Below are 25,160 nucleotides of genomic sequence, written 5' to 3' on the forward strand. Positions count from 1 at the left end.
TCAGCGGAAGGAATGACGCCCGTGACCCTCGGACTGGAAATGGAGCAACCGGGACGGCGGCTGCGCCGTTCGGTCCGGCAGCTCATGCGGTCGTTGGGCCCGGCCATCGGGCTCAGCACGCCTGCGTTACTGCGCCACCCCGTTTGGACCACCCGCGTGATGGAGGGCGGGGGCACCGGAGTGGTGGTCGTTCCCGGCTTCGGTGGCCTCGACATGAACTTGGCGCTGCTACGGCACTGGCTCCGCCGGCGCGGCTATGTGCCGATCGGCGCGCGCCTCGGGATGAATCTCGGTTGCTCGGACGCCCTGGTCGCCCGGCTCGAGCGACGCGTCGAGCACCACGTCCGGCGCACCGGGGGACCGGTCGTCCTGCTCGGGCACAGCCGAGGCGGGATGCTCGGCAGGCTCGTGGCGGTGCGCCGTCCCGAGCTGGTGTGCGGCCTCGCCATGTTCGGCAGCCCGGTGCTCGATCCGCTCGACGCGCGCGGGCTCGCGGCGCGTCTGCTGCGGGTGCTGGTGCGACTGTCGGCGTTCGGGGTCCGTGGCCTGCTCGACCAGGACTGCCTCACCGGCCCGTGCCGCGACGCCACTGCCGGTGGACTGGCCGCACCGCTGCGGGTGCCCGCCGTGTCCATCTACTCACGTGACGACGGCGTGGTCGGCTGGCGGTCGTGCCGCGACCCGGACGCCGAATGGGTGGAGGTGGGCAGCAGCCACACCGGGATGGGCACCGACCCCGTGCTCTACGGCGTGCTGGCCGTCCGGTTCGCCCACTGGGTGGCGAACAGCGTGCCGATCACGGGCCGAGCTCGGTGACCTTTCCGGAGTCGGTGGCGTCGTAGCCGCCCAGCTCCGTGACCATGGTGCGGACGGCCGGGTCGTGCAGCGCCACCAGGAGCGGCGCGGCGGCGTCGAGCGCGGCCGCGCCGAGCACGATGTCGTAGTCCTCGACCACGAGCGGCACGAAGTGCAGGCCGAGGTCGTGGGCCACCGAGCGGACGCAGAGGCCCGCGTCCACCACGCCGGACGCGACAGACAGTCCCGTCTCCAGGTGTGAACCGGTCTCCGGGCCCGCCACGGTGTCGGGGTCCAGCCCGGCGGTCAGCAGCAGCCGGTCGAACAGCACGCGCGTGCCGGTGCCGTATCGGCGCTTGGCCACCCGGACCTTCACGAGGTCGGCGGCGGTCCGCAGAGAGAGCGGGTTGCCCGGCGGCACGATCAGCCCCTGCTCCCGGCGCCACAGGTGGATCAGGTGTGGTCGCCAGCCGCGCAGCAGGTCGCGCGCGAACGGGGCGTTGTAGACGCCGGTGTGGTGCAGCAGGTGCACCGCGGCGCCGTCGGCCCGTCCCTGGCGGACGGCGCGCAGGCCGTTGAAGCTGCCCTCGGACTCGACGGAATGGATCACCCGGCCGACGGTGCGGGTGACGGCGTCCAGAGCGGGGTCGTCGCTGCCGGCCAGCCGGAACACCAGGTCGGCGTGCAGGAACCGGCGCGCGGCCACGGCACCGGCGGTGGCCACGCGGGAGCGGCGCCGGTCGGAGGTGACGATCACGCCCGCGTCGGCCAGAGCGCGTTGCGCCCGGCCGACGGTGGACGCGGTGGAGCCGTATCGCGATGCCAGCTCACGAACGCCGGGCAACTCGGTTCCCTCGGGAAGTTCCCCCGAGCGGATCCGTTCTGCCAGGTCGGCGCAGATCTCCCGGTATCGGGTCACGGCGTGACAGCCTATTCTCCCGAGCTGTGCTACCACAGATGCGAGCAGCCAGGTGGGCCGCCACGGTCCTGGCGGTCGTCCTTCTGACTGCATGCGGAGGTGGTGCGGCGGGGCCCTCGGCCGAACGGTCGCTGATACTCGCCACCACCACGAGCACTCAGGATTCCGGTCTGCTCGACGACCTGCTCCCGGCGTTCACCGCCGACACGGGCTGGCAGGTCAAGACGGTCGCGGTCGGTAGCGGACAGGCCATCGAACTGGGCCGTCGCGGCGAGGCCGACGTGCTGTTGGTGCACTCACCCGACGCGGAGAAGAAGTTCGTCGCGGAGGGGACGGCCGGACGGCGGCTGCTCGTCATGCACAACGACTTCGTGCTGGTCGGACCGGATGCCGACCCGGCGGGCATCCGTGGCGTGGGCGTCGCGGATGCGATGAAGCGGATCGCTGATTCCGGGTCCGTGTTCGTCGCGCGCGGCGACGACTCCGGCACGGCCGCCCGCGAGAAGGCGCTCTGGCAGCAGGCCGGGGTGACCCCCGCCGGCGACTGGTACCAGGAGACGGGCCAGGGCATGGGAGCGACCCTGCGGGTGGCCGCGGAGAAGAGCGGATACACGCTGTCCGACCGGGCGACCTACCTCAGCCAGCCCGACGGGCTGACGCTCCTCAACGAGGGCGACCCCGGACTGCTCAACGTCTACCACGTGATCGAGATGACGACGAAGGCAGGCGATCGGGTGCAGCCCGAGGCAGGCGCCGCCTTCGCGGACTGGATCACGGGACCGGCGGCGCAGCAGCGGATCGGCGAGTTCGGCCGTGCGCAGTTCGGCCAGCCCCTGTTCGTGCCCGACGCAGGCAAGCCCGAACCGGTGCCCTGATGGACGTGCTGGTCGGCGGGTTCGTGGAGGCCGTACGGCTGCTGCTCAGCGGCGACGCGGCCACCTGGGAGATCACCGGCCTGACGCTGCGGATCTCGCTGACCGCCACCCTGATCGCCGCCATCGTCGGCGTGCCCCTGGGCGCCGCGGTGGCGCTCACGTCGTTCCGTGGCCGCCGCGTCGTGCTTGCCGCGGCCAACACCGGAATGGGGCTCCCGCCCGTCGTCGTCGGACTGTTCGTCACCGTGCTGTTGTGGCGCAGCGGGCCGCTCGGCGCGTTCGGGCTGCTGTACACGCCTACGGCCATGATCATCGCGCAGGCGGCGATCGCCACCCCGATCGTGGTGGCGCTGGTGGCGACGGCGGTGCAGCAGGTGGACCCCGATTTCCTCGTGCAGATGCAGGGGCTCGGTGCCACCCGGGTCAGGGCGCTCGCTGCCCTGCTCGGTGAGGCCCGGCTGCCGCTGCTCGCTGCGGCGATGGCCGCGTTCGGCGCCGTCGTCAGCGAGGTCGGCGCTGCGCAGATGGTGGGCGGCAACATCGCCGGGGAGACCCGCGTGCTCACCACTGCGGCAGTGCTCGCCACGAGCCGTGGGCAGTTCTCCCTGGCCATCGCCTTCGGGCTGATCCTGCTGGCGATCGCGTTCGTGGTGAACCTGGTCCTCACGATCGTCGGGCAGCGCCAGTCGGCCGCGGTCCGATGACGTCCCGGATCGGGTGCCGGGATCTGCGGGTGCACACGCGCGGCCGCGAGCTGTTGCATGTGGACCGGCTCGACGTCGCCGCGGGTACGGCGCTCGCCGTGCTCGGCCCGAACGGCGCCGGCAAGTCGACGCTGCTGCGGGCACTGGCGCGGCTGGGCCGTCACCACATCAGCGGGGAGGTGCTGCTCGACGGCCGACCGGTCGGGGCGCGGGAGCTACGCGGTGCGGTCGCGGCGGTTCTACAGCGCCCGATCCTGCGCCGGGGCACGGTGGCGGTCAACGCCGCGGCCGGGCTGCGGCTGCGCGGGGTCGGCCGTTCGGAGGCCGCTCGGCGGTCGGCGCCGTGGCTCGACGCGTTCGGGGTCGGGAACCTCGGCGACCGTGACGCGCGCACCTTGTCAGGCGGCGAGGCGCAACGGGTGGCGCTGGCTCGCGCGCTGGCCATCGCGCCGCGGGTGCTGCTGCTCGACGAGCCGTTCGCCGGGCTGGACGCCACCACCCGCACGGACCTGCTCGCCGACCTGCATGCGGTGCTCGATGGCCTCGACACCGCGACCGTGCTCGTCACCCACGACCGGCACGAGGCACGGGCGCTCGCCCCCGAGACCGCGCTGCTCGTGGCGGGCCGGATCCGCCAGCTCGGACCGACCGACCATGTGCTGGACCGTCCTGCCGACGCCGCCTGCGCGCGGCTCGTCGGGTTCACCAACCTGATTCCGCCCGCCGTCACGGGCCGCTCCGTGCTGCTGGCCGCGCGCCCGGAGGCGTGCCGGGTGTCGGCGGAGCAGCCCTGCGGCGACGCACTCGCGGTGCGCGGCACCGTGCGCCGGATCGTTCCGCTCGGCGGCGGTACCCGGGTGGACGTCGACACGGCGGCGGGCACCCTCGCCTGCCTCGGCCCGGGCGGGGACGGGCTCGCCCCGGGCCGGGCCGTCGTGGTGACGGTGCCGGAGGCGGACGTCCGGGCGCTCGCGGCCGACGAACCGGTGCGGGGTGTGTGCGGCGATCCGACCGACGTGGTGCCGTCGAGGTAGGGGCGTCACGGTCGGGTCCGGCGCGCACCGCCCGTTGCATCAGTAGGCGGAGCGGTGCCCTTGGCGTCACACGTCGATGTCGGTGCCGCGGCTGACGGGCTCCCACTTCTGGAACTCGGCGCGGCCGTCGTCGAGGTGCTTCGCGATGGCGTCGGCGGCGTCGTTGCCCAGCGGGAGCCGCAGCGGCGGCTGGTCGGCGTCGAGGGCGGCCAGGATGGCGGCGGCCGCCTTCGCCGGGTCGCCGGGCTGCTGGCCGTCGCTCGCCGGGAGCGCGTCGCGGAACGGACCGACGACGTGGTCGTAGGCCGGGAGGGCGGCGGATCGGTAGAGGGCGTCCCCGCCGGCGAAACCCGTGCGGAACGCACCCGGCTCGACGATCAGCACCCGGATCCCGAACCGGGCGACCTCGGCTGCGAGCGCCTCGGACAGCCCTTCCAGCGCGAACTTCCCCGCCGAGTAGGCGGACACGCCGGGGAACGAGAGCCTGCCGCCCATGCTGCTCATCTGCACGACGGCGCCCGAGCCCTGCCGGCGCATGTGCGGGAGCACCGCGCGGGTGAGCGCGGCCGGGCCGAACAGGTGCAGCTCCATGACGTCGCGCAACTCCTGGTCGGTGGTCTCCTCGACGGCGCCGATGATGCCGCGCCCGGCGTTGTTGACCAGCACGTCGATGTGTCCGTACCAGAGCACGACCTCGGCGACGACGTCGGTGATCGCCGCGATGTCGGTGACGTCCAGCCGGACGGCGACCGCGCGGCCGGCGTGAGCGGCCACGAGGTCGTCGAGCGCGGACGGGCGGCGGGCCGCGGCCACAACGGTGTCGCCGGCCGCCAGCGCCGCCTCGGCGATCGCCCGGCCGAAGCCGGAGGACGCGCCGGTGATCAGCCACACGCGGCCGCTCGCCTCGTGGACGGGGGCCGGGTCGGCGCTGCTGATGCTCATTCGGGTTCTCCTCGGTCCTGCGTTGCGTGCCCCCTTTGTCGCAGCCACCGGCACCCGACGTCCAAGACACAACGTCACAGCAGCCATAAAGAGGATTTATGATCGCTGGATGGAGCTGCGCCAGCTGCGGTACCTGGTGGCGATCGCCGACTCCGGCAACGTCGGACGCGCGGCCGCGGCGCTGTACGTCAGCCAGCCGGCGGTGTCGTACGCGCTGAAGGGCCTCGAGACGGAGCTCGGGGTGCGGCTGTTCGACCGGCACCGCGCAGGCGTCACCCTCACCGCGGCCGGACGCGACGTCCTGGCCGAGGCACGGCGCACCCTGCAGCACGCCGATCGGGTGGCGGCAGCCGCCGAGCGGCACCGGCGCGGGGAGACCGGAGTGCTGCGCGTCGGCTTCGAGGCCAGCGGAGCGGGCGAGCTCACCACCAGGGCGCGCGCCGAGTTCGCGCCGCGGCATCCGGGTGTGCGCGTCGAGCCGAAGCGGTTCGACTGGGGGCAGGAGGCAGCCGCGCTGCGGGACGGTCGGGTGGACATGGCCTTCCTCTGGCTGCCGGCCGATGTCACCGGCATGCACGCCGAGGTGGTGCACACCGAACAGCGGGTCGTCGGCCTGCCCACCGGGCATCGGCTCGCCGGACGCGAGGGTGTATCGGTGCTCGAGGTCGGGGACGAGCCGCTCCTGTGGACCGAGCGGGCGCCGCGTGAGTGGGTGGACTGGTGGGCGGTCAACCCACGGCCGGACGGGTCCGCCCCGCGCTGGGGACCGACCAACGACAACGTCGAGGAGATGTTGGAGCAGGTGGCCGAAGGAACGGCGATCTGCTTCGCGCCGGTGAGCATGGCCCGGTACTACGCGCGTCCCGACCTGGTCTGGGTGCCGCTCATCGACGTCGAGCCGCTGCGGGTGGCGCTCGCCTGGGTAGAAGGCGAGGACAGCTCACTCGTGCGCGGGTTCGCCGGCGTCGTCCGCGAGCTCGCCGGGTGATCGTTCACCGAGATCGCGCAGGCGGGCGTCCAGGAAGCGGCGTTCGGCCTGGTTGCCTGCCAGTTCCCTGGCCCGCCGATAGGCCACCACGGCCTCGGCCACCCGCTCCTGCCGGCGCAGCAGGTCGCCACGTGCGGCGTGGAAGAGGCGGTAGCGCTCCAGGCCCCGGATCCCGTCCAGCAGTTCCAGCCCTCGCTGCGGGCCCTCGACCATCGCGACGGCGACCGCCCGGTTGAGCGCCACCACCGGCGACGGGTGGCGCCTCTGCAGCTCGTCGTAGAGCGCGACGATCTGGGGCCACTCGGTCTCGGCCGCCGCTCCCGCCGCCGCGTGCACCGCGGCGATGGCCGCCTGCAGCTGGTAGGGCCCGGGCCGGCCACGTCGCAGCGCGGTGTCGACGAGGGCGAGACCCTCGTCGATCTCGGCGCGGTCCCACCGGCTGCGGTCCTGGTCGTCGAGGAGCACGAGCTCACCGTCCGGGCCGGTGCGCGTGGCCCGCCGGGAGTCCTGCAGCAGCATCAGCGCGACGAGACCGAGCGGCTCGGGTTCGTCGGGCATGAGCGTGGCGAGCATCTTGCCCAGCCGGATCGCCTCGGCGGTGAGATCCGGCCGGAGCAGGTCGGCGCCCGTGGTGGCGAGGTAGCCCTCGGTGAAGACCAGGTAGATGACGGTGAGCGCCGCGGCCAACCGGTCGGGGAGCGCCGCGTCGTCCGGCACGGCGAAGCGGATCCCCGCGTCGCGGATCTTGCGTTTGGCCCGCACCAGTCGCTGGGCCATCGTCGCCTCGCCGACGAGGAACGCCCGCGCGATCTGGGCCGCGCTGAGTCCGGCGACGGCCTGCAGAGTCAGGGCGACGCGCACCTCGGGCCCCAGCGCCGGGTGGCAGCAGGTGAACAGCAGGCTGAGCCGGTCGTCGCCCACGCGGGTCAGGCCGTCGGGCAGCAGGTCCGGCAGCTCGTCCACGGCGTTCACCCCGTCCCCGGCCGCCCGCGCGACCTGCTCGTACTTGGCCGCTCCGACGCCGGCCCGGCGGATGCGGTCCAGGGCGGCGCGGCGAGCCACGGTCACGAGCCAGGCCACGGGATCACGTGGCACGCCGTCGACCGGCCACCGGCCGAGCGCGGTGACAGCCGCATCCGACAGCGCGTCCTCCGCGAGCTCGAAGTCGCCGAGCCCGCGGATCAGCGCGGCGAGCACGCGGGCCCGCTCGGTGCGGAAGACCCGATCGAGTACGTCGCCGGCCTCGGACACCTACCCGGACACCTGCGCGGACGCGGGCTCCAGTTCCAGGATCGGCCGCACCTCGATCGACCCCTCCGCGGCCATCGGGCAGAGCGCGGCGTAGCGGAGTGCCTCGTCGAGGTCGGTGCAGTCGAGGATGAAGTACCCGCCGAGCTGCTCTGCCGTCTCGGCGAAAGGCCCGTCCGTCATCAGCGTCTCCCCGTCGCGCACACGGACGGTCGTCGCCGTGTCCGTGGTGTGCAGCGGATCCGCCGCCAGCAGCACGCCGTCCTCCGCGCACTTCTGTGTGAAGGCGCGGACGGCCGCGATCTTGTCGGCATGCGCCGGGGTGTTCCACTCCGGCCGTTGGCAGCCGTAGATCAACAGCATGTAGCGCATCGCAGCCTCCCCGTGAGCGTCGCGGTCCACCGGACGGTAGCCGCATCCCGAGGACGAACAGCGTCCCGGAAAATCGACACCCGGTGGATGTCGATTCCGGTCTCTCCCGTTCGTCCTCGCGGTGTTCGATTCCCCGACCCCGAGGAGTAACGGGTGAACACCACGGACCGCTACGCGCGCGCCCAGGACGGCTTCGACCGGATCGTGGCCGCCATCGCGCCCGAGCGCTGGGACGATCCGTCCGCCTGCACGGAGTGGAGTGCCCGCGACGTGCTCGGTCACGTCGTGTGGGGCCAGGACCTGGTACTGCATGTCGCCACCGGACGGCCCTTCGCGTCGCAGGCCGGCGCGCCGGGAGCACCGAACCCGGGGCAGCTGATCGGTGCGGATCCGCTCGGCACCTGGCGTGCGGCGCGGGCGGCGGCCGACGCCGTCCTGACGCCGGAGGCGCTGACCCACGTCATCTCGACACGGGCGTTCGGCGAGATCTCACTCGAGGGGTTCCTGACGGTGCTGACCACCGACTTCCTGGCGCACACCTGGGACATCGGCCACCCCGCCGGGCTCGACGTCCGGCTCGATCCCGATCTCGTCTCCGGCTGCTTCAGCTGGTCACGGCAGTTCGAGTTGCGTGCGCCGGGCGGGATCGGTCCCGAGATCACCCCTGCTCCCGGTGCGGACGAGCAGACGCGGTTCCTCGCCTACCTCGGCCGGGACGCGTCGGCACTCGTCACCTGAGCAGGGCCCGGGCGGCGCGCCGGATCACCAGGACACCGGGCCGGACAGGGTCTCGGCGGGCGACGATCCGGCGCGCCCTCGGCGCTGTGCACGGATCTACCGAAGCCTGCGGGATTCAGCACCGCGAGCCTCAGGACGAGCAGGGCTCCACCGAGGAGATCTTGTTGTCGGTGGCCGGGCCGAACTGTTGAAGCTGCGTGCCCGGGGGGAACGTGAGGCGCGCACCCTGGAAGTTCGCGTCCGCGAACAAGCACATCTGGGTGCTCGAGTTGTTGACCGCCGACGAGAACCCGTCGCTGAGTCCGGAGTCGGTGAGGTCAGGAATGCTGACGTTCTTCAGATCGATGGAGCCGTTCCGGAAGTAGGGGTCGTCGAAGACGTCGAACTCGTTGGGCCGGCCCGCAGCCATCGCAGCAGCGGAGGCGGGATGGACGACCACGCCGAGCGCCGCGGACGTCGCGGTCACGTCGCCGTTGACGCCGGCTGCCGGTGCGGCGAGCGCTGTCCCGGCGGTGAGACCGCCGAGCGCCAGTGTGACCGCGGCGATGGTTGCGAGAGCCGCGGGTCCCAGAGAGCGCCGACCCCAGATGCGAGACATTTCCGTCCTTCCGTTGTGGACACACCGTCTGCTGTACCGGCTGACGTGCCCAGACACGGCAGAGATCATCTGCGGGGTTCACCCGGGGGATGTGACGCACACAACGACCCCGTCGGCGCATCGCGAAATGGGTCACTGGCGGGCAGAAGCCGTTCGCGGGCAGCTCACCTCGGCGCCTCGGCCCCTCGGGGTGAGCGGATGAGGCTCCGGACACCTCTGCGATGCCGGTTGGTGCGCGGCGGCAGATAGTTGGCCCATGCCCACCCTCGTCACCGACGCTGTCGTGATCGGCGGCGGTCACCACGGTCTGGTGGCCGCCGCCGTGCTCGCGGATGCGGGCTGGGACGTGTGCCTGCTGGAGTCCGCGGACGTGGTCGGAGGCGCGGTCCGCTCCGCGCGGCTGCACCCGGACTTCACCACCGACCTGTTCAGCGCGTTCTACCCGCTCACGGCAGCATCGCCCGTGCTGCGCGCGCTGGAGCTCGAGCGCCACGGACTGCGCTGGGCCCACGCACCGAACGTGCTGGCCCACCCGCCGCGCCCGGACGGCGGGCCGGCCGCGGTCCTGCACCGCGACCGCGAGCGGACCGCGGCCGGGCTGGCCGTGCACGACCCGCGTGACGGGGAGGCGTGGCTGCGGCTGTGCCGCCAATGGGACCAGGTCGGCGACGCGTTCCTCCGGTCGCTGTTCACGGCGTTCCCGCCGGTGCGCGGGCCGCTGCAGCTGCTGCGCCGGATCGGCACCGCGGATGCCCTGCGGCTGGCCCGCTTCCTGGCGTTGCCGGCGAGGAGGATGGGGGAGGAGCTCTTCGCGTCCGAGCAGGCCCGGCTGTTGCTCGTGGGCAACGCCGTGCACGGCGACACGCCTCCGGACGCCACGGTGAGCGGGGTGTTCGGCTGGCTGCTCGCCATGCTCGGCCAGCAGTACGGGTTCCCCGCCCCGGCCGGTGGTGCGGGCGAGTTGGCAGCGGCTCTTCATCGCCGCGCCGCGACCGCGGGTGCCGACGTGCGAACCGGGGAGCACGTCGAGCGGATCGACGTGCGTGCCGGTCGCGCCGTGGCGGTGCACACGGCCGGGGGACTCACGGTGCGGGCCCGCCGCGCGGTGGTTGCCGACGTCGCCGCGCCCGCCCTCTACGGACACCTGCTGGATCCCGGAGTGCTGCCCTCGCGGTTGCTCGCCGACCTGCAACGCTTCGTGTGGGACACCCCGGTCGTGAAGGTCAACTGGGCACTCGCCGGCCCGATCCCGTGGCGGTCGCCGGAGGTCGCCGGGGCCGGCACCGTGCACCTGGGCGCAGACGGGCGTGGCCTGCTGCGGTGGTCGGCCGACATCGAGTCGGGCACGGTCCCGGCGTCACCGTTCGTACTGCTGGGGCAGATGACCACCACCGACCCGTCCCGCTCACCCGCCGGCACGGAGAGCGCATGGGCCTACACCCATCTCCCTCGCGGGGTGGCCCACGATGCGGCGGCCGACGAGCTCGCGGGCCGGGTGGATGCGGTGCTGGAGAAGTTCGCGCCGGGGTTCGGCGACCGCGTGCTCCATCGCGTGGTGCAGCGGCCGCGCCACCTGCAGGACGCCGACCCGAACCTCGTCGACGGCGCGGTGAACGGTGGCACGGCGCAGCTGTTCCAGCAGTTGGTGTTCCGCCCGGTGCCAGGGCTGGGGCGCGCCGAGACGGTGATCGACGGGCTGTACCTGGGCAGTGCCTCCGCGCATCCGGGCGGCGGGGTGCACGGGGTCTGCGGCTGGCTGGCGGCGAGGGCGGCCCTCGGCGAGCACCGGGCGTTCGGCGCGCTGCGCCGCCGCGTCACCTCCGCGGCGCTGGAGTTGCTCTACCGCGACCCTCGGCAACGGCCGTAGGGGGGTGATCTCTCATCCGCGGCCCAGCACCTTGCTCAGAGCCGAGCCGACGGCGTTGCGCTTCCCGCCCCCGGATGAGCTCTTCTCCGAGCCGCCGGAGGCGGTGCCGGATGCATTCTCGGAACGGGTCGAGCCCTTGTCCGAACGTGTCGGGCCCTTGTCGGAGTCGCCGGACCGCTTCTCGGCGCGCGAGCTGCGTTTGCCTGATCCCTCCTGCGACCGCTCTGAGCCGGTGAGGGCGCCCAGGGTGTCGCCGACGGCGCCGAGGACGCGCTTGTCGGCGCGTTTGCCGGTGGAGCGGGGCTTGGATGCGTCCTGTTTTTGTGTGCGCTTGCTTCCGGTGAGGCTGCCGACGGTGTCGCCGAGGGTGGGCTTGTCGGCGCGCTTGCCGGTCGCGCGGGGTTCGGGTGTCTCCTTCGAGCGGTTGCTCCCGGTGAGGGAGCCGAGGGTGTCGCCGACGGCCCCGAGGGTTCGCTTCTCGGCGCGCGGGGTCGTCGTGCGGGACTTGGAGGTGTCCTGTGAGCGGCCGGCGCCGGTCAACGAGCCGAGGGTCTCCCCCACCCCGCCGACGGTCTGGCCGACCACATCGGTCGCGGTGCCCACGACGCCCGTGCCGACCTGCTCGACGGTGCCCACCACCGCCGTGGTGGTATCGCTCACCGCCGCTCCGGGTTTGCTGACGTCGACCTTCAGCTGCGGCACCGTCACCTCGGACAGCTTCACGTCGGGCAGCGGCACCCGTACCGGGCCGAGCTCGACGTCGGGCGTGACCAGCTTCGTGCCGGACAGCGCGACCCCCGGCACGGCGACCTGCGGCGCGGCGTCGCGGGACAGGGTGGCGCCCCCGCCCGTGAGCCGGACGTCGGGCAGCCCGACCTCGGCCGGCGACAGCCGCGCGGGGCCTGCCTCCACCTCCGACACCCCGACGTCCGGGGTGATCAGAGCGGTGTCGGAGACCGTGGCGCGGATGCTCCCGTCCCCGCCCGACAGCCCCACGTCCGGAGTTCGGACCTCGCCGGGGGACACCGTGACCTGCGGCGTGCGAATACCACTGCCTCCGGAGCCGCCCTCGTGGCCGCCGCCCCCACCTCCCGGCAGAAGCCCGCCGGCGCCCGGTAGGACACCGCCCGGTATCTGGATCCCCGGTGTGCCGAGGTCCGGGAGCGGAATGCCGACATCCGGCCCGCCTTCCGCGCCCCCACCTCCGGACGCGGTGGTGACGGAACCGCCGGTCCCCGATCCGGCACCCGGGAGAAAGCCGGCGGTCGCGGCGTCCCCGCCGACGCCACCTGGCGCGGCGCCGGCCCCCGCCGCGAGCTGCCCGCCGCGGCTGTCGAACGGGTCGAACGGATCGGGCACGGCGCCGAGGGCGTCGAACACGCCGGTGGCGGGCCCGACGCCCGGCTGCGGCAGGACGAACGGGCTGGGGTCCACCAGCGCGGCCGGAGCGAACGCCCGCTCGACGGTGAACGCGAAGGTCTTCGGCCCGTCGGACTGCCTGCCCGCCGCCGGACCGTCCCGCCGGATGTCATGGCCCAGGTCGCCGTCCGCGAACTCGATGCCACCACCCGGAGCCCGCACCACCGTCTCGACCACCGCGGTGGCGAACATCGCACCGGCCGCGAAGAGCGCACCGGCGGCCGCGGTCGCCTTGCGCAGGCTGTGCCGCGGCGGCGGGGGCGGCTCGACGGGAGGCCGGGAGTGCCCGCGCGGCTGGAGCCGCGGGTCCGCCGCGTGCGGACCGCGCAGCCCTTCCCGCCGCAGCAGGCTCGCCACCGAGATCGTCGCCGGCGCCCCGTAGTCCACCCCCGGGGGAGGTCCGGCCTGCCACTCGCCGCACCGGATGATCAATTCGTCGACGGAAACCGTTGTCGGGGATCCCTGATGGTGTCGTGTGGGACGGCGGCGCGGTTCCACTCGAGGCCTCTCCGGTTGGTCGAGCTCGATTGCAGCTGAGTTTCTTGGGGTGGGTTCGCTTTCCTACCCGCGTTCGTCACCTCCCTGCTAGGTGCCGTTCGTCCGCTCGTCGCGTCTCACCTGAACAGCGGAAATAACCGTTCGTCGCGGAATGGCTACCGTTCGGCGTGGTGGTCTGACCGCTTCTCGGGCGGGTGTCCGCGCTGAACAGGCCGGACGTCGTGCGGTGTGTCGACCGGCTGCTCGCGACACGCCGACTGCCTCGGTTGCACGAGATGGCCCTGCGTGACGGACGGTGAGGGCCATTAGTGCGACATTCAGCAAGCACCCCGGCCGACGTCTGCCCGCCGGCGGTCGGCCGGGGCCACGGTGTTCCAGGGGCCCCTGTGAGTGATCGGCTCGGATCCGACCGTAGAGTGCCGCCATGCCGACAGCGCTCGTCACTGGCGCGAGTCGTGGACTTGGCGCCGCCTTCGCCCACCGACTCGCCCGCGACGGATTCGATCTGGTTCTCGTCGCGCGCGATTCCGTCGGTCTGCAGCGGGTGGCCGGCGATGCGGCTCGCCTCGGGGTGGAGATCGAGGTCCTCACAGCCGACCTCGCCGACCCCACGGATCGGGCCGCGGTGGAGCGCCGTCTCGCCGACTCGCGGAGGCCCGTCGATCTCCTGGTGAACAACGCGAGCTTCGAGACCGGCGTCGACTTCCGGATCGCCGATCGCGGGTCGTTGCAGACCGAGATCGATGTCAACGTCTCCGCCGTGATGCTCCTGACCCACGCCGTGCTGCCGGGCATGGTCGAACGTGGCCGGGGCTCGGTGGTGAACGTCGCGAGCTTCGCCGGATACCTCTCGGCGTCCGGGTCGGCGCACTCGGCCACGAAGGCCTGGATGCTCGCCTTCACCGACACGGTCGAGGCATCGCTCGCCGGCACCGGAGTGCGCATGATCGCGCTCGTCCCCGGCCGGTTGCGCACCGGCAAGCACCGCGACCTGGAGCCCGCCGGCACGTCGATCATGTGGCTGGAGCCGGACGCGGTGGTGGACGTGTGCCTCGCCGATCTGGCGCGGGGCCGCACGGTGTCCACGCCCGGGTTGCTCTACAGCGCGGTGGTCCACACCCTCGAGACGCCGCGGCGCACACTGCGGGGGCTGGCGCGCATCGCGGGGCACCGCCGTGGGCAGATGCGCACCGTCGTCCCCGACCGGCAGCCGGAAACCTCGAAGCACTGAGCCGGCTTGCGGCGGCGTGAGCGGAGCCGGTCACTTCCGGCCCAGTAGACGCCCTACCGCCGCCCCCGCCGACTCGGCGGCCTTGCGCACACTGTCGCGGCTGGTGCGCTCGTCGCCGCCCTCCTCCGAACGTTCGGCCTTGGCGGCGCGCTCCCGCCGATCGGGTTCGCGCGGTGCGGGCACACGCAGGGCCGAGGTGTCGCGCTCGCCGACAAGGACGTCCCGCAAGGCGTCGCCGGTGCTGCTCAGCGGTCCGCCGGGGGAGTCGGCCGTCGTCGTGTCCGCGCCTGACCTCGTGTGAAGCCGCGTGCCGTCGCGTTCGGCGTCCCGCCCCGTGATCCGGGTAGCGCCCGAGACGACTCGGGAGAGCCCTGCCGCCACCTCGGTGACGGCGACGTCGGGTGCCACCACGGCGACGTCGGCGATCTCGACCTCGATGCCGCCGTCCCGGGGTCGGGAGATGGTGACTGCCGGAGCACTGATCCGTCCCTCCGTGAGGTCGACCTGTGGTGTTGTGACCGGACCGATGATCGGCAGGTCCATCAGGACAGGTGCCGCCACCTCGACGGCGGGCGTGCGGACCTCGGGCAGCAGGAGGGTGAGAACGGACGGCGCGCCGGCGCGGGGAGTGCTCGGGAAGATGGCCGAGCGGGTGCCCGCGCCATCGCCGGCCTCCCGCTTGCCGAGAAGGTCCACATCGAGGCCGGGTCCGGCACCGGGGATCGACCCGTCGCCGGACGCGCCCGGGGGGACCGGCCCGACGTGCTGCACCGCCGCGGTGAGCGCGATCGTCCGGTCCGGGCGTGCCGGTGCGGCGGCCTCCGCGTGGTCCACGGTGGCCTCGCTCGCAGTCAGGCCGTCTGGGCCCGTGGCGAGGTCGAAATCTCCACGTGGGCTCGCCACCGTGTCCACCGCGGCGCCGCTGAAGACCGCACCGGCGGCGAACAAGGCGCCGGCTGCGGCTGCGGCCTTACGGGCATTGCGCCGGGACGGGCTGTGATGCTCGGGTGCGGGCCGGGAGTGTCCGCGCGGCTTGAGCGGCCGGTCGGCGGCATGGGGACCGCGGCCCTCCCGGCGCAGCAGGGCGGCCACCGAGATCGTCGTCTCCGGCTCGTACTCCACCGGCGAGAGCGCTGGGTGCTCCCGCTCGGAGCAGCGGATGACGAGCTCGGCCACCGAGACCGTGTTCGAGGATGCATGACGATGTCCGGACGGCCGGGCACGCAGTTCCACGCTCAGGGCCTTTCGCGGGGGCGGACGATCGAAGGTCGAGATCGCCTTCCTACCCGCGTTTGTCGTGCCCCGGCTAGTCGATCCCCGCTCGTCGGCCGGCTCTCACCTGAATAGCTGAGGTGACCCCTCAACCCCTATTAGCCACCGCTCACCGACGAATTTCGCCGCGGAGTACGCCGTTCGGTATGTATCGGGGGTCGAACGGCCTATCCATCTCTCCGCTCGTGATGACTATGCGTGGTTATCGCGCGGCCGCTCCCCGAATGGGGGATGACGCAAAGTCACCCCCCGATAGGGCCATCCGAGGATCGCTGCGAGTGGCCCGAAACGGGGAGCTGCATCTGTCTCGATCGCTGTTTGTGGCGTTGGTGCATCTCATTGGAGAGGTACGATACGAATCGTATCGGCAAGTCTCCTGCTGCGGTAGTCCTCGAACCGGTCATGAACGGGAGTGCTTGTATGGCGAAATCGACGACCTCTCGGCGGCGCGGCGGGCGGATCCTGCAGTTCGCCGCACTGGGAGTTGCGTTGTTGTCAGGTCTCGTCGTCGCGTCGGTGTTCCTGCTGACCGAGCGGATCGCCGACAACATCGTCCGCATCCCGGCCTTCGACTCAATCGCCGCGGGCGTCCGGCCGCCCGACACCGCCGCACTGACCGTCCTGCTGATCGGCGACGACACGCGGGTTGAGCCGGCGGCGCAGGGCGACGCCATCCTGCTGGTGCAGCTCAGCGCGGACCGCGACCGCGCCACGATCGTCGCGCTGCCCGACGACAGCTGGGTCGAGATTCCCGGCAGGGGAGCCGACACGATCGCCTCCGCCTACTCCGAGGACGACCCCAGCCCGCTCGTCGGCGCCGTCGAGCAGCTCACGGCCGTGCACATCGACCACGTCGTGACGGTCGACTTCGCCCGGTTCGGCCCCGTCGTCGACGCGACCCACGGGATCGACCTTCCGCAGGCCGGCGGCCATCTCGACGGGGCGGCGGCGCTGGTCTACGTGCGGCCACAGTCCGACGCCGACCTGGGACGGGCCGAGCGCCAGCAGGACGTCCTGCGTGCGGTGTTCGGAAAGCTCGCGTCTCCCACCACTCTCACCGACCTCCCGGCGTACTACGAACTGTTGGAGCAGCTCAGCCGGTCGCTGCGCCTGGACACCACCCTCAGCGACGGCAACCTGCGCTCCGCGGCTCTGATGGCCGCGTTCCGCCGTCCCGATGTGATGTCGCTGGTGGCGCCGGTCGCGGATCGGCAGCGGTACGGCACGCAGTCGGTGGCGCATCTCGACCCCGTCCGGTCGGCGGAGCTGTGGACCGCTCTGCGCAGCGACGAGACGGCTGACTATGCGGCACTGCACCCGCAGGACCTACGCGATGCTGCGAGCGGCTGAGCCTCGGCGCCGCCGTACGGCCGAAGCCGCCCGGGGGAACGGGCGGGTCCCGCGAGGCCTCGGGCCCTCGATCGGGGCGCCTGCTGCCGTTATAGTCCCGCGAAGCAGAACGGGTGCATCCGAGGAGGACACGATCACGACCAGCGGCGAGCGAGAGGGACGCGCTGGTCGTCGACGGAGCCAGGAGTCGCACCAGGCGATCCTGGCCGCCACGCGCGAACTCCTCGAAGAAGTGGGTTACTACCGGCTGACCGTGGAGGGCGTGGCGGCCAGGGCAGGCGTCGGCAAGACCACGGTGTATCGGTGGTGGCCGTCGAAGAGCGCACTCGTGCTCGAGGCGGTGGACGCCGAGCGGGCAGACCCCCCGGCGCCCACGGGTGACGTCCGGGCCGACATCCGAGCGGCCATGGAGGCCACCCGCGAGCACCTGCGTCCCCCGCTGGTCACCACCCTCCTTGCGCTCGCGGGCGATCTCCTGCAGGACGCCTCGGGAGAGGCGGGGCATGCGGATCCGTTCGCTGCCGGGCGCAGCACGTTCGAGAAGATGATCGAGGACGCCGCGGCCCGGGGTGATCTCCCGCCCGATGTGGACGCCGGACTCCTCCAGGACGTCTACGCCGGCACTCTCCTCTACCGCGTGCTGTGCCGTCGCCCCACGGACGATGTCGTCGACAAGTTGCTCACGCTTCTCCTCGACGGCAGCACCCCCCGCCGCTCCGTGGAGTCCGGTTCCATCTGAAGCGCGGCGCACCGCGCCCGGCAAGTGTGAGTGTGATTGCGCGGGCCTGTTATGTGTGCTTATCGTTGCATTCTGGGTCGAATGGAACCCGGCACCTCGGACCCCGGTGAATCGAACGATGGATGGAAGCGGGGTCGAGCTCTGTGTCGACACACGTCGTGCATTCCGGCTTCAGCACGACCTCCGGCCTGGTCGGGCTCGTTCTCCGAGCCGGCGGCGGCCGCGTTGATCACGTCATATCCGCGTTCCGGGACGACAACTCGGACGCCGACTTGCGTGTTGTCGACCACGGCGATCTCGTGGAGATATGGGCGACCGGCTCCCTGTTGGTGACGGTGGACACGCTTCGCTGGCACCTCGGTCGCCGCTTCGGGATCGCGCAGCTGAAATCGATGCTCGTCTCGTCGACGGGAACGGTGAAACTCGACGGCGACCACCTCAAGGTGGTTTCGCAGGGTGGCCGAACCGCCGCATTGGAATGGAGCGAGACCCGTCGCTAGGGCGAAAGCGGGCCACCCGCCGCAGTTTCGTCGCGGTGGGTGGTGGAGGCCCCTCCCATACGGGTTGCCCGGCGATTGCGGCGAGCGCCGATCCCCCGGGCATCACGGGATGGTGTCCGTTGAACCGGTCGTAGTGGTTGTGGACGGCGGACGGGCGGGCAGCCGGCATCCCTGAGCCCCCGGCGAACCGGGGCGGGCCGCGGGATCCTCGATCCTGCAGTGAGGATCAGCGCGCCGGGCGCCACACTCGTCGTGGCCGCGGCTCGCCTGCCGAGCCGGGTGGCGCCGGCGTCGGCTGAGCCCTGAAACGACCACGGGAGAAGCCATGCGCTCTGGCCGCGCGACGGGGACACACACCGGCACGACCGACCCGTGCTGGCTCGGGCCCGCCACCACCGCGTTGCTGGGCGGGCGACGGGCGAGCCTGCTGGCCGAGGGACCGATCGCGGACACCCTGCGCCACGAGTTGGCAACGGCCGTCGGCCCCGCAGGCGCGGTCGGCGGCGATCTGGCAGGCGAACCGGCGCTCGTGCTCGCCAAGCACGATCTGCTGGCGGGGGCCGCCGGAGTCACCGGACCTCTTCGCCGTGCCGCCGACGCGGCAGCCGGGCTCGGCGAGGAGGGCTTCGTCCTCGTCGGTGACGGCAACACCGCCGCCGTCGTGGCGACGGGGGAGCGCGGCCTGCTGTACGGCTACTTCCACCTGCTGAGGAGCGCGGCCCCCGCGGGCTCGCCCGCGGTGCTGCCGACCCTGGAAACGGTGCAGGAACCGGCTCTGCCCGTGCGAATGATCAACCAGTGGGACAACACGAACGCAGGTGACCACCTCGGCAGCGTCGAGCGGGGTTACGCCGGCGACTCGATCTTCTTCAGAGACGGACGGATCGTGCAGGACCGTCGCCGCATCAGCGACTACGCACGCCTGCTCACCTCCGTGGGCATCAACGCCGTCTCGATCAACAACGTCAACGTGCATCCCGCAGCCGTGCGGCTGCTGACCGACGGGCTTCCCGACGTGGCCGACGTCGCTCGCATCTTCCGGGGCTATGGGATCTCCACCTATCTGAGCGTCAACTTCGCCTCTCCGATCGTCCTCGGTGACCTGCCGACCGCCGACCCGGGCGACGAGTCGGTGGTGGCCTGGTGGGCGGGCCTGGCCGAGCGCCTCTACCGAGAGATCCCCGACTTCGGCGGGTTCGTGGTCAAGGCCAACTCCGAGGGCCGGCCCGGTCCCTTCGACTACGGTCGCGACCACGTCGACGGGGCCAACCTGATCGCCGGTGCATTGCGTCCCTTCGGCGGCAGGGTGTTCTGGCGCTGTTTCGTCTACGACCACCGGCAGGACTGGCGTGATCGCAGCACCGACCGTGCACGTGCCGCCTATGACCACTTCGCCGCACTGGACGGAGTGGACCACCCTGACCTTTCCCGGCGCCACCGACCTGCACGAGACGCTGATCGAGCTCCAGCTGGGCTCCTGGAGCACCTACGAGATGTACACCGCCCCTCTGGGCGTCGGGTGGATGGTGACACCTCATACGCACTACGGGCCCGCAGTCGACGGCTACGAGTACTCGAAGTGGGGCACCTACCACTTCGCCGACCGCGACGGCCTCGGCGTGGATCGCACCGTGGCCACCGGCACCGGCTTCGCCGGGCAGTATCCGAAGGCGTGGGCGGAGCGCTACGAGCACGTGGAGACCTGTCCCGACGAACTCCTCCTGTTCTTCCACCACGTGCCGTACTCGCATCTGCTGCACACCGGCACGACGGTCATCCAGCACATCTACGACACCCACGTCGAGGGGGTCCGGCGAGTGGTGGAGATGCGCGACCTGTGGCGCTCGCTGGAGGGTCGCCTCGACGAGGTGTCGTGGACGAACGTGATGGAACGGCTGGAGCGGCAGGTGAGCTCCGCCCGGGAGTGGCGCGACCAGATCAACACCTACTTCTTCCGCAAGTCCGGTGTCACCGACCGCCATGGTCGTGTCGTTCACTGAGGCCGTGATGCTGCATGCAACTGCGCCGGACGGCGCCCGGATCGGGTTCGACACCGCGGGGACGGGGGAGCCGCTGGTCCTGCTCGCCGGACAAGCCAACTCCCGGCATTGGTGGGACTGGGTGCGGGCGGACTTCTCCGCGTCGTACACGACGATCGCGATCGACTGTCTGGGCACCGGCGACAGCGACAGCCCACCGCACGCCGAGTGGGGCACCCGCCGGTTCGCCCGCGACGTGATCGCCGTCCTCGACGAGCTGGGCGTCGGGCGTGCGCACGTGTACGGAACGTCGATGGGCGGGCGGGTCGCGCAGTGGGTCGCGGTGGACCACCCGGACCGGGTCGGTGCGCTCGTACTCGGCTGCACCACCGGCGGCGGCGCCGGATCCGTCCCGGCCGGCCCGGACGTCCTCGGGCCGTTGGGCGTGGCGGACACCGCAGGCGAGGCACTGATCGCGCTCATGGTGGGGCCGCAGTGGCGGTGGGGACACCCCGGTCGGCTCCCGGTTCTCGGGGACAACGGAATGACCGAGCGTGCTCGTCGCGAACACCGGCGGGCCAGCGCCCGGCACGATGCCTGGGATGCGCTGCCGGGGATCGTCGCCCCGACGCTCGTGCTGCACGGCACCGACGATCAATTGAGCCCGGCGGAGAACGGGTCCCGGCTGGCCGCACGGATTCCGGGCGCGCAGTTGCACCTGATCGAGGGCGCCCGGCATGCCTACTTCCTGGAACGCCGGGAGCAGGCGAGCGCCGCTGTTCTGCGGTTTCTCGCCGCGCACCCGCTCACGCAGTTCTGATCGCCGGACCGTGACGCCGATCCGCTCGGCGCACCTGGAGGCCGGCAAACCACGCCGGCGAGGGGACGGGAGCTGACCATCATCTCGTGCGGGAGCCCCTCCTCGCCCCTGCCGAACACACCGGCTCCGGTTGCCCTGCCCGTGACTTTTACCGGTGCGATCGCCTCCGTGCAGCGCGACGGTCTCCGGGGCGGTGACCGGCCGGCATTCGACAAACGGATGGCGCTGATCGACTTGTCCCCGACCGGCCCCGTCCACCAAGATCACCGGTTCTCGAGCAATGCAATCAGAATCACGAGACATGAGATGGGCACTCGCTGGTAGAGGGGGTACAGCTTGCTCATACCATGGTCTGGCTGGCGGGCAGTGTGAAGCTGACGCCGACTGACTGAACGCTACGGGTGATAACCGTCGAGGAGATATGGCAGAGACGAATGTGAGCAAGCTGCCCCTGTCGATTCAGGGTGAGCAGGCGGACGCAGCGGGCGGCTGGTTCCAGATGGACCAGGACGACGTCGACGCCTACGTCGACCGGTCGCCGGATGGTGTCCTGATCTGTCGCGAGCGTGGCCGTCACTGGTGGCCCACGATCCGCGAGGCCGGCATCGTGTTCTCCGATGTGGACGAATCGAGCGGCCTCTTCATCCGCAGGCTGGAGTGCAAGTCGTGCAATCTGGCCGTGCGTAAGGAGTGGTGGGAGGCGGTCCGGCGGGGCAAGGCCACGCGGTACTACCCGGTGACCTCCAGCCTCGAGTACCGGGAGGGCCCGGAGGGCGAGCGCTACCTCGGCCCGCAGGGTCGGGGCCACATGACCGCCCGCCAGGTGCGGGAGTCCTTGGCCTCCACCGTGCTGGCGGGGCAGAGCCCTGCGGCCATGCGAAAGGCGATCAAGCGGGAGAGGAACGCCGCCACGTAACGCCATCACGGTCCGCCGGCTCTCTGCGAAGCCGCCGAGCGGACATAAAGCCTGCCGCCGACCGCGCACCGGTTACGCCCGGTCGGCGGCGCGCATGTGGGACCCCCCACGCGTCACGGCACGGTGTTCAGATCGCGGCCGCGGGTCTCCGGTGACAGCACGATCGTCACCAGGGAAACGGCGATCAGCGCGATCACCCACCAGTAGAAGGCTGTGGTCTCGTGGCGCTGGTCGAAGTACGCCTGGAGATAAGGCGCGGTGCCGCCGAACAGTGCGATGGCCAGCGAGTAGGGCACACCGAAGCCCACGGCGCGGATGCCGGTGGGAAACATCTCCGCGAACAACGCCGGAGCGATGGCGGACGCGCCCGCCCCCAGCAGTAGTGACACGCCCATTGCCACCAGCAACTGCCAGGCCTGGCCCTGGATCAGTCCTTCCAACGGGAAGAGCAGCACCCCGAGCGGCACCACGCTGATCACGAAGATCGCGCGGCGGCCGATCCGATCCGAGAGCGCTCCCCACAGCGGCAGCACCAGGATGTACAGCACCGTGGCGGCGGTGGCGGCCCAGAGGGCGCCGGAGGGGTCGGTGCCGCGTTGCTGGATGGCGAACGGGGCGGCGGCGACCGCCCAGAGGTAGAAGGCGGCGGTGCCGCCTGCGGTGAGGCCGATGACGCGGAGCAGGAGTGTGGGGTGGGCGAAGAATTGTCGCCGGATCGGGGTGCGTGGTCCGGTGGTGGCGTGGGCGAAGACGGGAGTTTCGGCCATGCGTTTGCGCATGACGACGGCGAAGAGTCCGATGAGGCCGCCGAGGAGGAAGGGGATGCGCCAGCCGTAGGCGATCATGTCGGTGTGGGTGAGGTGGCCGGCGAGTACGGCGGCGAGGATGGTGCCGGCGAGGGTGCCCAGGGAGCCGGAGAAGTAGATGAGGCTGGACCAGAGGCCGCGGCGGGTGGGGGGTGCGATTTCGGCGAGGTAGGTCTGGGCGGAGGGGAGTTCGCCGCCTTGGGCGAGGCCTTGGATGAGCCGGGCGAGTAGCAGCACGATGGGGGCGGCGATGCCGATGGTGGCTGCGGTGGGGGTGAGGCCGATGATGAGGCTGCCGGCTGCGGCGACGGCCACGGTGAGGGTCATGGCGGGTTGGCGTCCGGTGTGGTCGGCGAGCCAGCCGAAGAGCAGGCCGCCGAAGGGCCGGGCGATGAATCCGACGGCGAAGACGGCGAGGGTGGCCAGTAGTGCGCTGCCGGGGGTGGTGTTGGTGAAGAACTGGGATGCGAAGAACACCGAGAACGTGGCGTAGACGTTCCAGTCGTACCATTCGAACGCATTTCCCGCGCCGATCGTGGCCAACAGGGTGAGTGTGTGCTGTGACCGGCGCGTCCGATTCTCACGGACCTTCACAAATTCCTCCTCGAGAATGACTGCCGGCAAGTGTAGGTCAGGTCCGCGCTCCGGTGGGCGTGCGGAAATTCGGCGCATGGCATTGCCGATCATTCGTTATGGCCTGCATCTCGACGTTCGCGCAGCCGGTGCACGTCGGGCTCGAAGAGCCGCCGGAACAGTGCATCTCTGCTGGACCGAGCCTCGCGCGCGGTACCGCATGTGTGCGGCCGCACGCCGCTGACACGGCCGAACCGCGGGAAATGAATCACCGTTCCGGTGTGCTGTAGTGCACTGGAACACCCGATTTCGGCGGCGTTTCGGGAGTGGCGGGGTTTCCACTACCGCTCCTTGTGTGGGGTTGTGTCCCGGGGGTTCATTCGTGACTGTCGTCGGGCTTTCTCGGCATTCTTCGGCCGCTTTCCGTTCTGCAACGGACGATCTATCCGAGCCGACCTGCCGGGAGGCCGTCGAGCGGCACCACTTCCGCCACGTGACGTCATCCCCGCCGGACTGCCCGCGCCGACGTGACCGGCGACCGGGCGGACGAACTGGTGATGGAGGTAGAGGCGATTGGGAGCTCCCGGACATGGGAACCGATGGCGGCGGACCGGGTCCGCAATCGTCTGAACCGTCCGTCGGTGCGCGGCGGCCGGTCGTCCTCCGGTGGGTTGAACTGGGGTTTCTATCGAATGATTGCCGTGGCGAGGCTCGATCGTCTGCGCAGAGTCGTGGTTAGCGTGCTCGTCGTCCAGCTGATCGCGGGTGTGCGGCGTCTGCCCGACCCCTGGAACTGAAAGACGGTCCTTCATGCGCGCTCGTCGATTCCTGGCCGGGACGGTGGTGATGGGCGGGGTGTTGGTGGGCCTGCCCGCGACCGCGGTCGCACAGACCCTCGTGCCGTGCGATGCGGCCGCGTTGCAGAGCGCGGTCGTCGCCGCCAACACAGCCGGCGGTGGCACTCTGAATCTCAGCCCTGGTTGCACCTACTCGCTCAGCACACCGGCCGGGGGCGAAGACGGTTTGGCGGCCATCACCACGCCGATACGCATCAACGGCAACAGCGCGACGATCACCCGTTCGTCCGCCACGCTCTTCCGGTTCTTCAACATCGCGGGAACGGGCGACCTCACCCTGAACAATCTGACACTGCGCAATGGCCGCGCCACCAACGGCGGTGCGATCTTCGTCAGCGTCGGCGGCCGCCTGTCACTCTTTGCCAGCACCGTCACCGGCAACACCGCCACCTCCGTGGGCGGCGGCGCGATCCTCAACCAGGGCAGCACCGTCACGATCGACAGCAGCACCCTCAGCAACAACACCGGTGGCCAAGGGGGTGCCTTCAACAACCAAGGAAATGGCACGACCACCTTCACCAACAGCGTTCTGACCGGCAATCACGCGACCGGCGGGATCGCCACATCTGCGGGCGGCGGAATCGTCGTCCTCAACGGGTCGGTCACGCTGAACGGTACGCGGGTCGACGGCAACGACGCGACCGGCCCGAACGCGTTCGGCGGGGCGCTCACGAACGCCGGCACCCTGAACCTGACCAGCAGTCCGGTCCTCAACAACATCGTCAACGGCTCGAACTCGAGCGGTGGCGGGTTGTGGAGCAGCGGCACGCTGAACGTCACCAACAGCCAGGTCCTGGGTAATACCGCAACCGGAACGAACGCCCGTGGTGGTGGCATCCTCAGTGGGGGCACCACCACCCTGCAGGGCGTCGCGGTGATCACCAACCGAGCAGTGGGAACCGGCGCCGACGGCGGCGGCATCGCCCGGACCGGCGGCACGGTCACACTCACCAGCAGCACCGTGGCGGCCAACCAGCCCAACAACTGCAGCAACGTGACCGGCTGCCCCTGAGGCCATGCACCTCCAAGTGCGGCGGTGATCAGCCCGAAAGGCTCGCGCCGGGGCGCGACCCGTAGCCGCCGCGCAGACGAGAAAGCCCCTGCCGGGGCGGTCATCCCG

At 71.5% G+C, this 25,160-nt stretch carries 25 protein-coding genes and 1 pseudogene; 17 read left to right on the forward strand and 9 right to left on the reverse strand.

Annotated elements, in window-relative coordinates:
• Positions 1 to 21: 21 nt before the first annotated feature.
• Positions 22 to 816: an alpha/beta hydrolase gene (locus ACQPZQ_RS13475; protein WP_433295537.1), complete on the forward strand. Its 795-nt coding sequence runs from the start codon at positions 22 to 24 to the stop codon at positions 814 to 816.
• On the opposite strand, the gene ACQPZQ_RS13480 is transcribed toward ACQPZQ_RS13475, so the two are convergent.
• Positions 797 to 1,714 (reverse strand): substrate-binding domain-containing protein, encoded by a 918-nt coding sequence (locus ACQPZQ_RS13480; protein WP_433295539.1) that lies wholly within the window; start codon positions 1,712 to 1,714, stop codon positions 797 to 799. The two genes, ACQPZQ_RS13475 and ACQPZQ_RS13480, sit on opposite strands and share 20 nt — an antisense overlap.
• Before the next feature lie 38 nt (positions 1,715 to 1,752).
• Between ACQPZQ_RS13480 and ACQPZQ_RS13485 the strand changes: the two genes are divergently transcribed.
• Genes ACQPZQ_RS13485 through ACQPZQ_RS13495 form a run of 3 tightly spaced genes read left to right on the forward strand, consistent with a single transcriptional unit; the run spans position 1,753 to position 4,327 of the window.
• Positions 1,753 to 2,589 (forward strand): substrate-binding domain-containing protein, encoded by an 837-nt coding sequence (locus ACQPZQ_RS13485; protein ID WP_433295541.1) that lies wholly within the window; start codon positions 1,753 to 1,755, stop codon positions 2,587 to 2,589.
• The gene (locus tag ACQPZQ_RS13490) at positions 2,589 to 3,293 is read left to right on the forward strand and encodes an ABC transporter permease (protein WP_433295543.1); all 705 of its coding nucleotides are present in this window, start codon (positions 2,589 to 2,591) and stop codon (positions 3,291 to 3,293) included. Before ACQPZQ_RS13485 ends, ACQPZQ_RS13490 begins: the two co-directional genes overlap by 1 nt.
• 29 nt (positions 3,294 to 3,322) lie before the next feature.
• Positions 3,323 to 4,327 carry an ABC transporter ATP-binding protein gene (locus tag ACQPZQ_RS13495; RefSeq protein WP_433295545.1) on the forward strand — a complete coding sequence of 335 codons (1,005 nt, stop codon included), beginning with the start codon at positions 3,323 to 3,325 and terminating at the stop codon, positions 4,325 to 4,327.
• A gap of 66 nt (positions 4,328 to 4,393) precedes the next feature.
• Here the strand turns inward: ACQPZQ_RS13495 and ACQPZQ_RS13500 are convergent, their stop codons facing one another.
• Complete coding sequence (locus ACQPZQ_RS13500) at positions 4,394 to 5,269, reverse strand: oxidoreductase (protein ID WP_433295547.1); 876 nt, start codon at positions 5,267 to 5,269, stop codon at positions 4,394 to 4,396.
• A gap of 109 nt (positions 5,270 to 5,378) precedes the next feature.
• Between ACQPZQ_RS13500 and ACQPZQ_RS13505 the strand changes: the two genes are divergently transcribed.
• Positions 5,379 to 6,257, forward strand: a complete 879-nt coding sequence (locus ACQPZQ_RS13505) for a LysR family transcriptional regulator (RefSeq protein WP_433295549.1) — start codon at positions 5,379 to 5,381, stop codon at positions 6,255 to 6,257.
• Here the strand turns inward: ACQPZQ_RS13505 and ACQPZQ_RS13510 are convergent.
• Entirely contained in the window at positions 6,210 to 7,508 is a 1,299-nt protein-coding gene (locus ACQPZQ_RS13510; protein ID WP_433295551.1) for an RNA polymerase sigma factor, read from the reverse strand. The genes ACQPZQ_RS13505 and ACQPZQ_RS13510 overlap by 48 nt on opposite strands.
• Positions 7,509 to 7,877: a YciI family protein gene (locus ACQPZQ_RS13515; RefSeq protein ID WP_433295553.1), complete on the reverse strand. Its 369-nt coding sequence runs from the start codon at positions 7,875 to 7,877 to the stop codon at positions 7,509 to 7,511.
• 153 nt (positions 7,878 to 8,030) lie between these two features.
• On the opposite strand from ACQPZQ_RS13515, the gene ACQPZQ_RS13520 reads away from it, so the two are divergent.
• The gene (locus ACQPZQ_RS13520; RefSeq protein WP_433295555.1) at positions 8,031 to 8,615 is read left to right on the forward strand and encodes a TIGR03086 family metal-binding protein; all 585 of its coding nucleotides are present in this window, start codon (positions 8,031 to 8,033) and stop codon (positions 8,613 to 8,615) included.
• Between the two features lie 130 nt (positions 8,616 to 8,745).
• On the opposite strand, the gene ACQPZQ_RS13525 is transcribed toward ACQPZQ_RS13520, so the two are convergent.
• The gene (locus ACQPZQ_RS13525) at positions 8,746 to 9,213 is read right to left on the reverse strand and encodes a hypothetical protein (protein ID WP_433295557.1); all 468 of its coding nucleotides are present in this window, start codon (positions 9,211 to 9,213) and stop codon (positions 8,746 to 8,748) included.
• Between the two features lie 256 nt (positions 9,214 to 9,469).
• On the opposite strand from ACQPZQ_RS13525, the gene ACQPZQ_RS13530 reads away from it, so the two are divergent.
• Positions 9,470 to 11,080, forward strand: a complete 1,611-nt coding sequence (locus tag ACQPZQ_RS13530) for a phytoene desaturase family protein (protein WP_433295559.1) — start codon at positions 9,470 to 9,472, stop codon at positions 11,078 to 11,080.
• Between the two features lie 12 nt (positions 11,081 to 11,092).
• Here ACQPZQ_RS13530 and ACQPZQ_RS13535 read toward each other — a convergent pair whose 3' ends face one another.
• Positions 11,093 to 12,931, reverse strand: a complete 1,839-nt coding sequence (locus ACQPZQ_RS13535; RefSeq protein ID WP_433295561.1) for a hypothetical protein — start codon at positions 12,929 to 12,931, stop codon at positions 11,093 to 11,095.
• A gap of 490 nt (positions 12,932 to 13,421) precedes the next feature.
• Between ACQPZQ_RS13535 and ACQPZQ_RS13540 the strand changes: the two genes are divergently transcribed.
• Positions 13,422 to 14,228, forward strand: coding sequence for an SDR family NAD(P)-dependent oxidoreductase (locus ACQPZQ_RS13540; protein ID WP_433295563.1), 807 nt, complete (start codon positions 13,422 to 13,424; stop codon positions 14,226 to 14,228).
• A 30-nt stretch (positions 14,229 to 14,258) separates the two neighbouring features.
• Here the strand turns inward: ACQPZQ_RS13540 and ACQPZQ_RS13545 are convergent, their stop codons facing one another.
• Positions 14,259 to 15,404, reverse strand: a complete 1,146-nt coding sequence (locus tag ACQPZQ_RS13545; RefSeq protein ID WP_433295565.1) for a hypothetical protein — start codon at positions 15,402 to 15,404, stop codon at positions 14,259 to 14,261.
• A 516-nt stretch (positions 15,405 to 15,920) separates the two neighbouring features.
• On the opposite strand from ACQPZQ_RS13545, the gene ACQPZQ_RS13550 reads away from it, so the two are divergent.
• The 3 genes from ACQPZQ_RS13550 to ACQPZQ_RS13560 all read left to right on the forward strand — a co-directional run bounded on the left by ACQPZQ_RS13550 (position 15,921) and on the right by ACQPZQ_RS13560 (position 18,089).
• A complete protein-coding gene (locus ACQPZQ_RS13550) occupies positions 15,921 to 16,850 on the forward strand; it encodes an LCP family protein (RefSeq protein ID WP_433295567.1) in 930 nt (309 codons plus the stop codon).
• Positions 16,834 to 17,589 (forward strand): TetR/AcrR family transcriptional regulator, encoded by a 756-nt coding sequence (locus ACQPZQ_RS13555; protein ID WP_433295569.1) that lies wholly within the window; start codon positions 16,834 to 16,836, stop codon positions 17,587 to 17,589. The genes ACQPZQ_RS13550 and ACQPZQ_RS13555 overlap by 17 nt, the downstream gene beginning before the upstream one ends.
• A gap of 143 nt (positions 17,590 to 17,732) precedes the next feature.
• Positions 17,733 to 18,089 carry an MmoB/DmpM family protein gene (locus tag ACQPZQ_RS13560; RefSeq protein WP_433295570.1) on the forward strand — a complete coding sequence of 119 codons (357 nt, stop codon included), beginning with the start codon at positions 17,733 to 17,735 and terminating at the stop codon, positions 18,087 to 18,089.
• A gap of 226 nt (positions 18,090 to 18,315) precedes the next feature.
• Here ACQPZQ_RS13560 and ACQPZQ_RS13565 read toward each other — a convergent pair whose 3' ends face one another.
• Positions 18,316 to 18,792, reverse strand: coding sequence for a hypothetical protein (locus ACQPZQ_RS13565; RefSeq protein WP_433295572.1), 477 nt, complete (start codon positions 18,790 to 18,792; stop codon positions 18,316 to 18,318).
• Between the two features lie 84 nt (positions 18,793 to 18,876).
• Here ACQPZQ_RS13565 and ACQPZQ_RS13570 point away from each other — a divergent pair.
• The 4 genes and pseudogenes from ACQPZQ_RS13570 to ACQPZQ_RS13585 form a co-directional block, all read left to right on the forward strand.
• Positions 18,877 to 19,437, forward strand: a pseudogene (locus tag ACQPZQ_RS13570) (alpha-glucuronidase); the annotation flags it as partial.
• A 34-nt stretch (positions 19,438 to 19,471) separates the two neighbouring features.
• The gene (locus ACQPZQ_RS13575) at positions 19,472 to 20,089 is read left to right on the forward strand and encodes a hypothetical protein (RefSeq protein ID WP_433295574.1); all 618 of its coding nucleotides are present in this window, start codon (positions 19,472 to 19,474) and stop codon (positions 20,087 to 20,089) included.
• A gap of 7 nt (positions 20,090 to 20,096) precedes the next feature.
• The gene (locus ACQPZQ_RS13580; RefSeq protein WP_433299176.1) at positions 20,097 to 20,888 is read left to right on the forward strand and encodes an alpha/beta fold hydrolase; all 792 of its coding nucleotides are present in this window, start codon (positions 20,097 to 20,099) and stop codon (positions 20,886 to 20,888) included.
• 421 nt (positions 20,889 to 21,309) lie between these two features.
• Positions 21,310 to 21,804 carry a hypothetical protein gene (locus tag ACQPZQ_RS13585; RefSeq protein WP_433295576.1) on the forward strand — a complete coding sequence of 165 codons (495 nt, stop codon included), beginning with the start codon at positions 21,310 to 21,312 and terminating at the stop codon, positions 21,802 to 21,804.
• A 113-nt stretch (positions 21,805 to 21,917) separates the two neighbouring features.
• Here the strand turns inward: ACQPZQ_RS13585 and ACQPZQ_RS13590 are convergent, their stop codons facing one another.
• Positions 21,918 to 23,153, reverse strand: coding sequence for an MFS transporter (locus ACQPZQ_RS13590; RefSeq protein ID WP_433295577.1), 1,236 nt, complete (start codon positions 23,151 to 23,153; stop codon positions 21,918 to 21,920).
• Positions 23,154 to 23,710: 557 nt separating this feature from the next.
• Between ACQPZQ_RS13590 and ACQPZQ_RS13595 the strand changes: the two genes are divergently transcribed.
• Together ACQPZQ_RS13595 and ACQPZQ_RS13600 are read left to right on the forward strand one after the other, a co-directional pair.
• The gene (locus tag ACQPZQ_RS13595; protein ID WP_433295579.1) at positions 23,711 to 23,980 is read left to right on the forward strand and encodes a hypothetical protein; all 270 of its coding nucleotides are present in this window, start codon (positions 23,711 to 23,713) and stop codon (positions 23,978 to 23,980) included.
• 64 nt (positions 23,981 to 24,044) lie between these two features.
• Positions 24,045 to 25,052 (forward strand): hypothetical protein, encoded by a 1,008-nt coding sequence (locus ACQPZQ_RS13600; protein ID WP_433295581.1) that lies wholly within the window; start codon positions 24,045 to 24,047, stop codon positions 25,050 to 25,052.
• The last annotated feature ends 108 nt before the right edge of the window (positions 25,053 to 25,160 follow it).

Source organism: Pseudonocardia sp. CA-142604 (assembly GCF_050948475.1).
Lineage (GTDB): Bacteria > Actinomycetota > Actinomycetes > Mycobacteriales > Pseudonocardiaceae > Pseudonocardia > Pseudonocardia alaniniphila.

Bases quoted from the DNA above. Each gene is read 5' to 3' on its own strand.
- ACQPZQ_RS13485 (WP_433295541.1), top strand. From the start codon at position 1,753: ATGCGAGCAGCCAGGTGGGCCGCCACGGTCCTGGCGGTCGTCCTTCTG.
- ACQPZQ_RS13490 (WP_433295543.1), top strand. From the start codon at position 2,589: ATGGACGTGCTGGTCGGCGGGTTCGTGGAGGCCGTACGGCTGCTGCTC.
- ACQPZQ_RS13500 (WP_433295547.1), bottom strand. From the start codon at position 5,269: ATGAGCATCAGCAGCGCCGACCCGGCCCCCGTCCACGAGGCGAGCGGC.
- ACQPZQ_RS13505 (WP_433295549.1), top strand. From the start codon at position 5,379: ATGGAGCTGCGCCAGCTGCGGTACCTGGTGGCGATCGCCGACTCCGGC.
- ACQPZQ_RS13515 (WP_433295553.1), bottom strand. From the start codon at position 7,877: ATGCGCTACATGCTGTTGATCTACGGCTGCCAACGGCCGGAGTGGAAC.
- ACQPZQ_RS13525 (WP_433295557.1), bottom strand. From the start codon at position 9,213: ATGTCTCGCATCTGGGGTCGGCGCTCTCTGGGACCCGCGGCTCTCGCA.
- ACQPZQ_RS13530 (WP_433295559.1), top strand. From the start codon at position 9,470: ATGCCCACCCTCGTCACCGACGCTGTCGTGATCGGCGGCGGTCACCAC.
- ACQPZQ_RS13540 (WP_433295563.1), top strand. From the start codon at position 13,422: ATGCCGACAGCGCTCGTCACTGGCGCGAGTCGTGGACTTGGCGCCGCC.
- ACQPZQ_RS13550 (WP_433295567.1), top strand. From the start codon at position 15,921: ATGGCGAAATCGACGACCTCTCGGCGGCGCGGCGGGCGGATCCTGCAG.
- ACQPZQ_RS13555 (WP_433295569.1), top strand. From the start codon at position 16,834: ATGCTGCGAGCGGCTGAGCCTCGGCGCCGCCGTACGGCCGAAGCCGCC.
- ACQPZQ_RS13575 (WP_433295574.1), top strand. From the start codon at position 19,472: ATGACCACTTCGCCGCACTGGACGGAGTGGACCACCCTGACCTTTCCC.
- ACQPZQ_RS13580 (WP_433299176.1), top strand. From the start codon at position 20,097: ATGCTGCATGCAACTGCGCCGGACGGCGCCCGGATCGGGTTCGACACC.
- ACQPZQ_RS13585 (WP_433295576.1), top strand. From the start codon at position 21,310: ATGGCAGAGACGAATGTGAGCAAGCTGCCCCTGTCGATTCAGGGTGAG.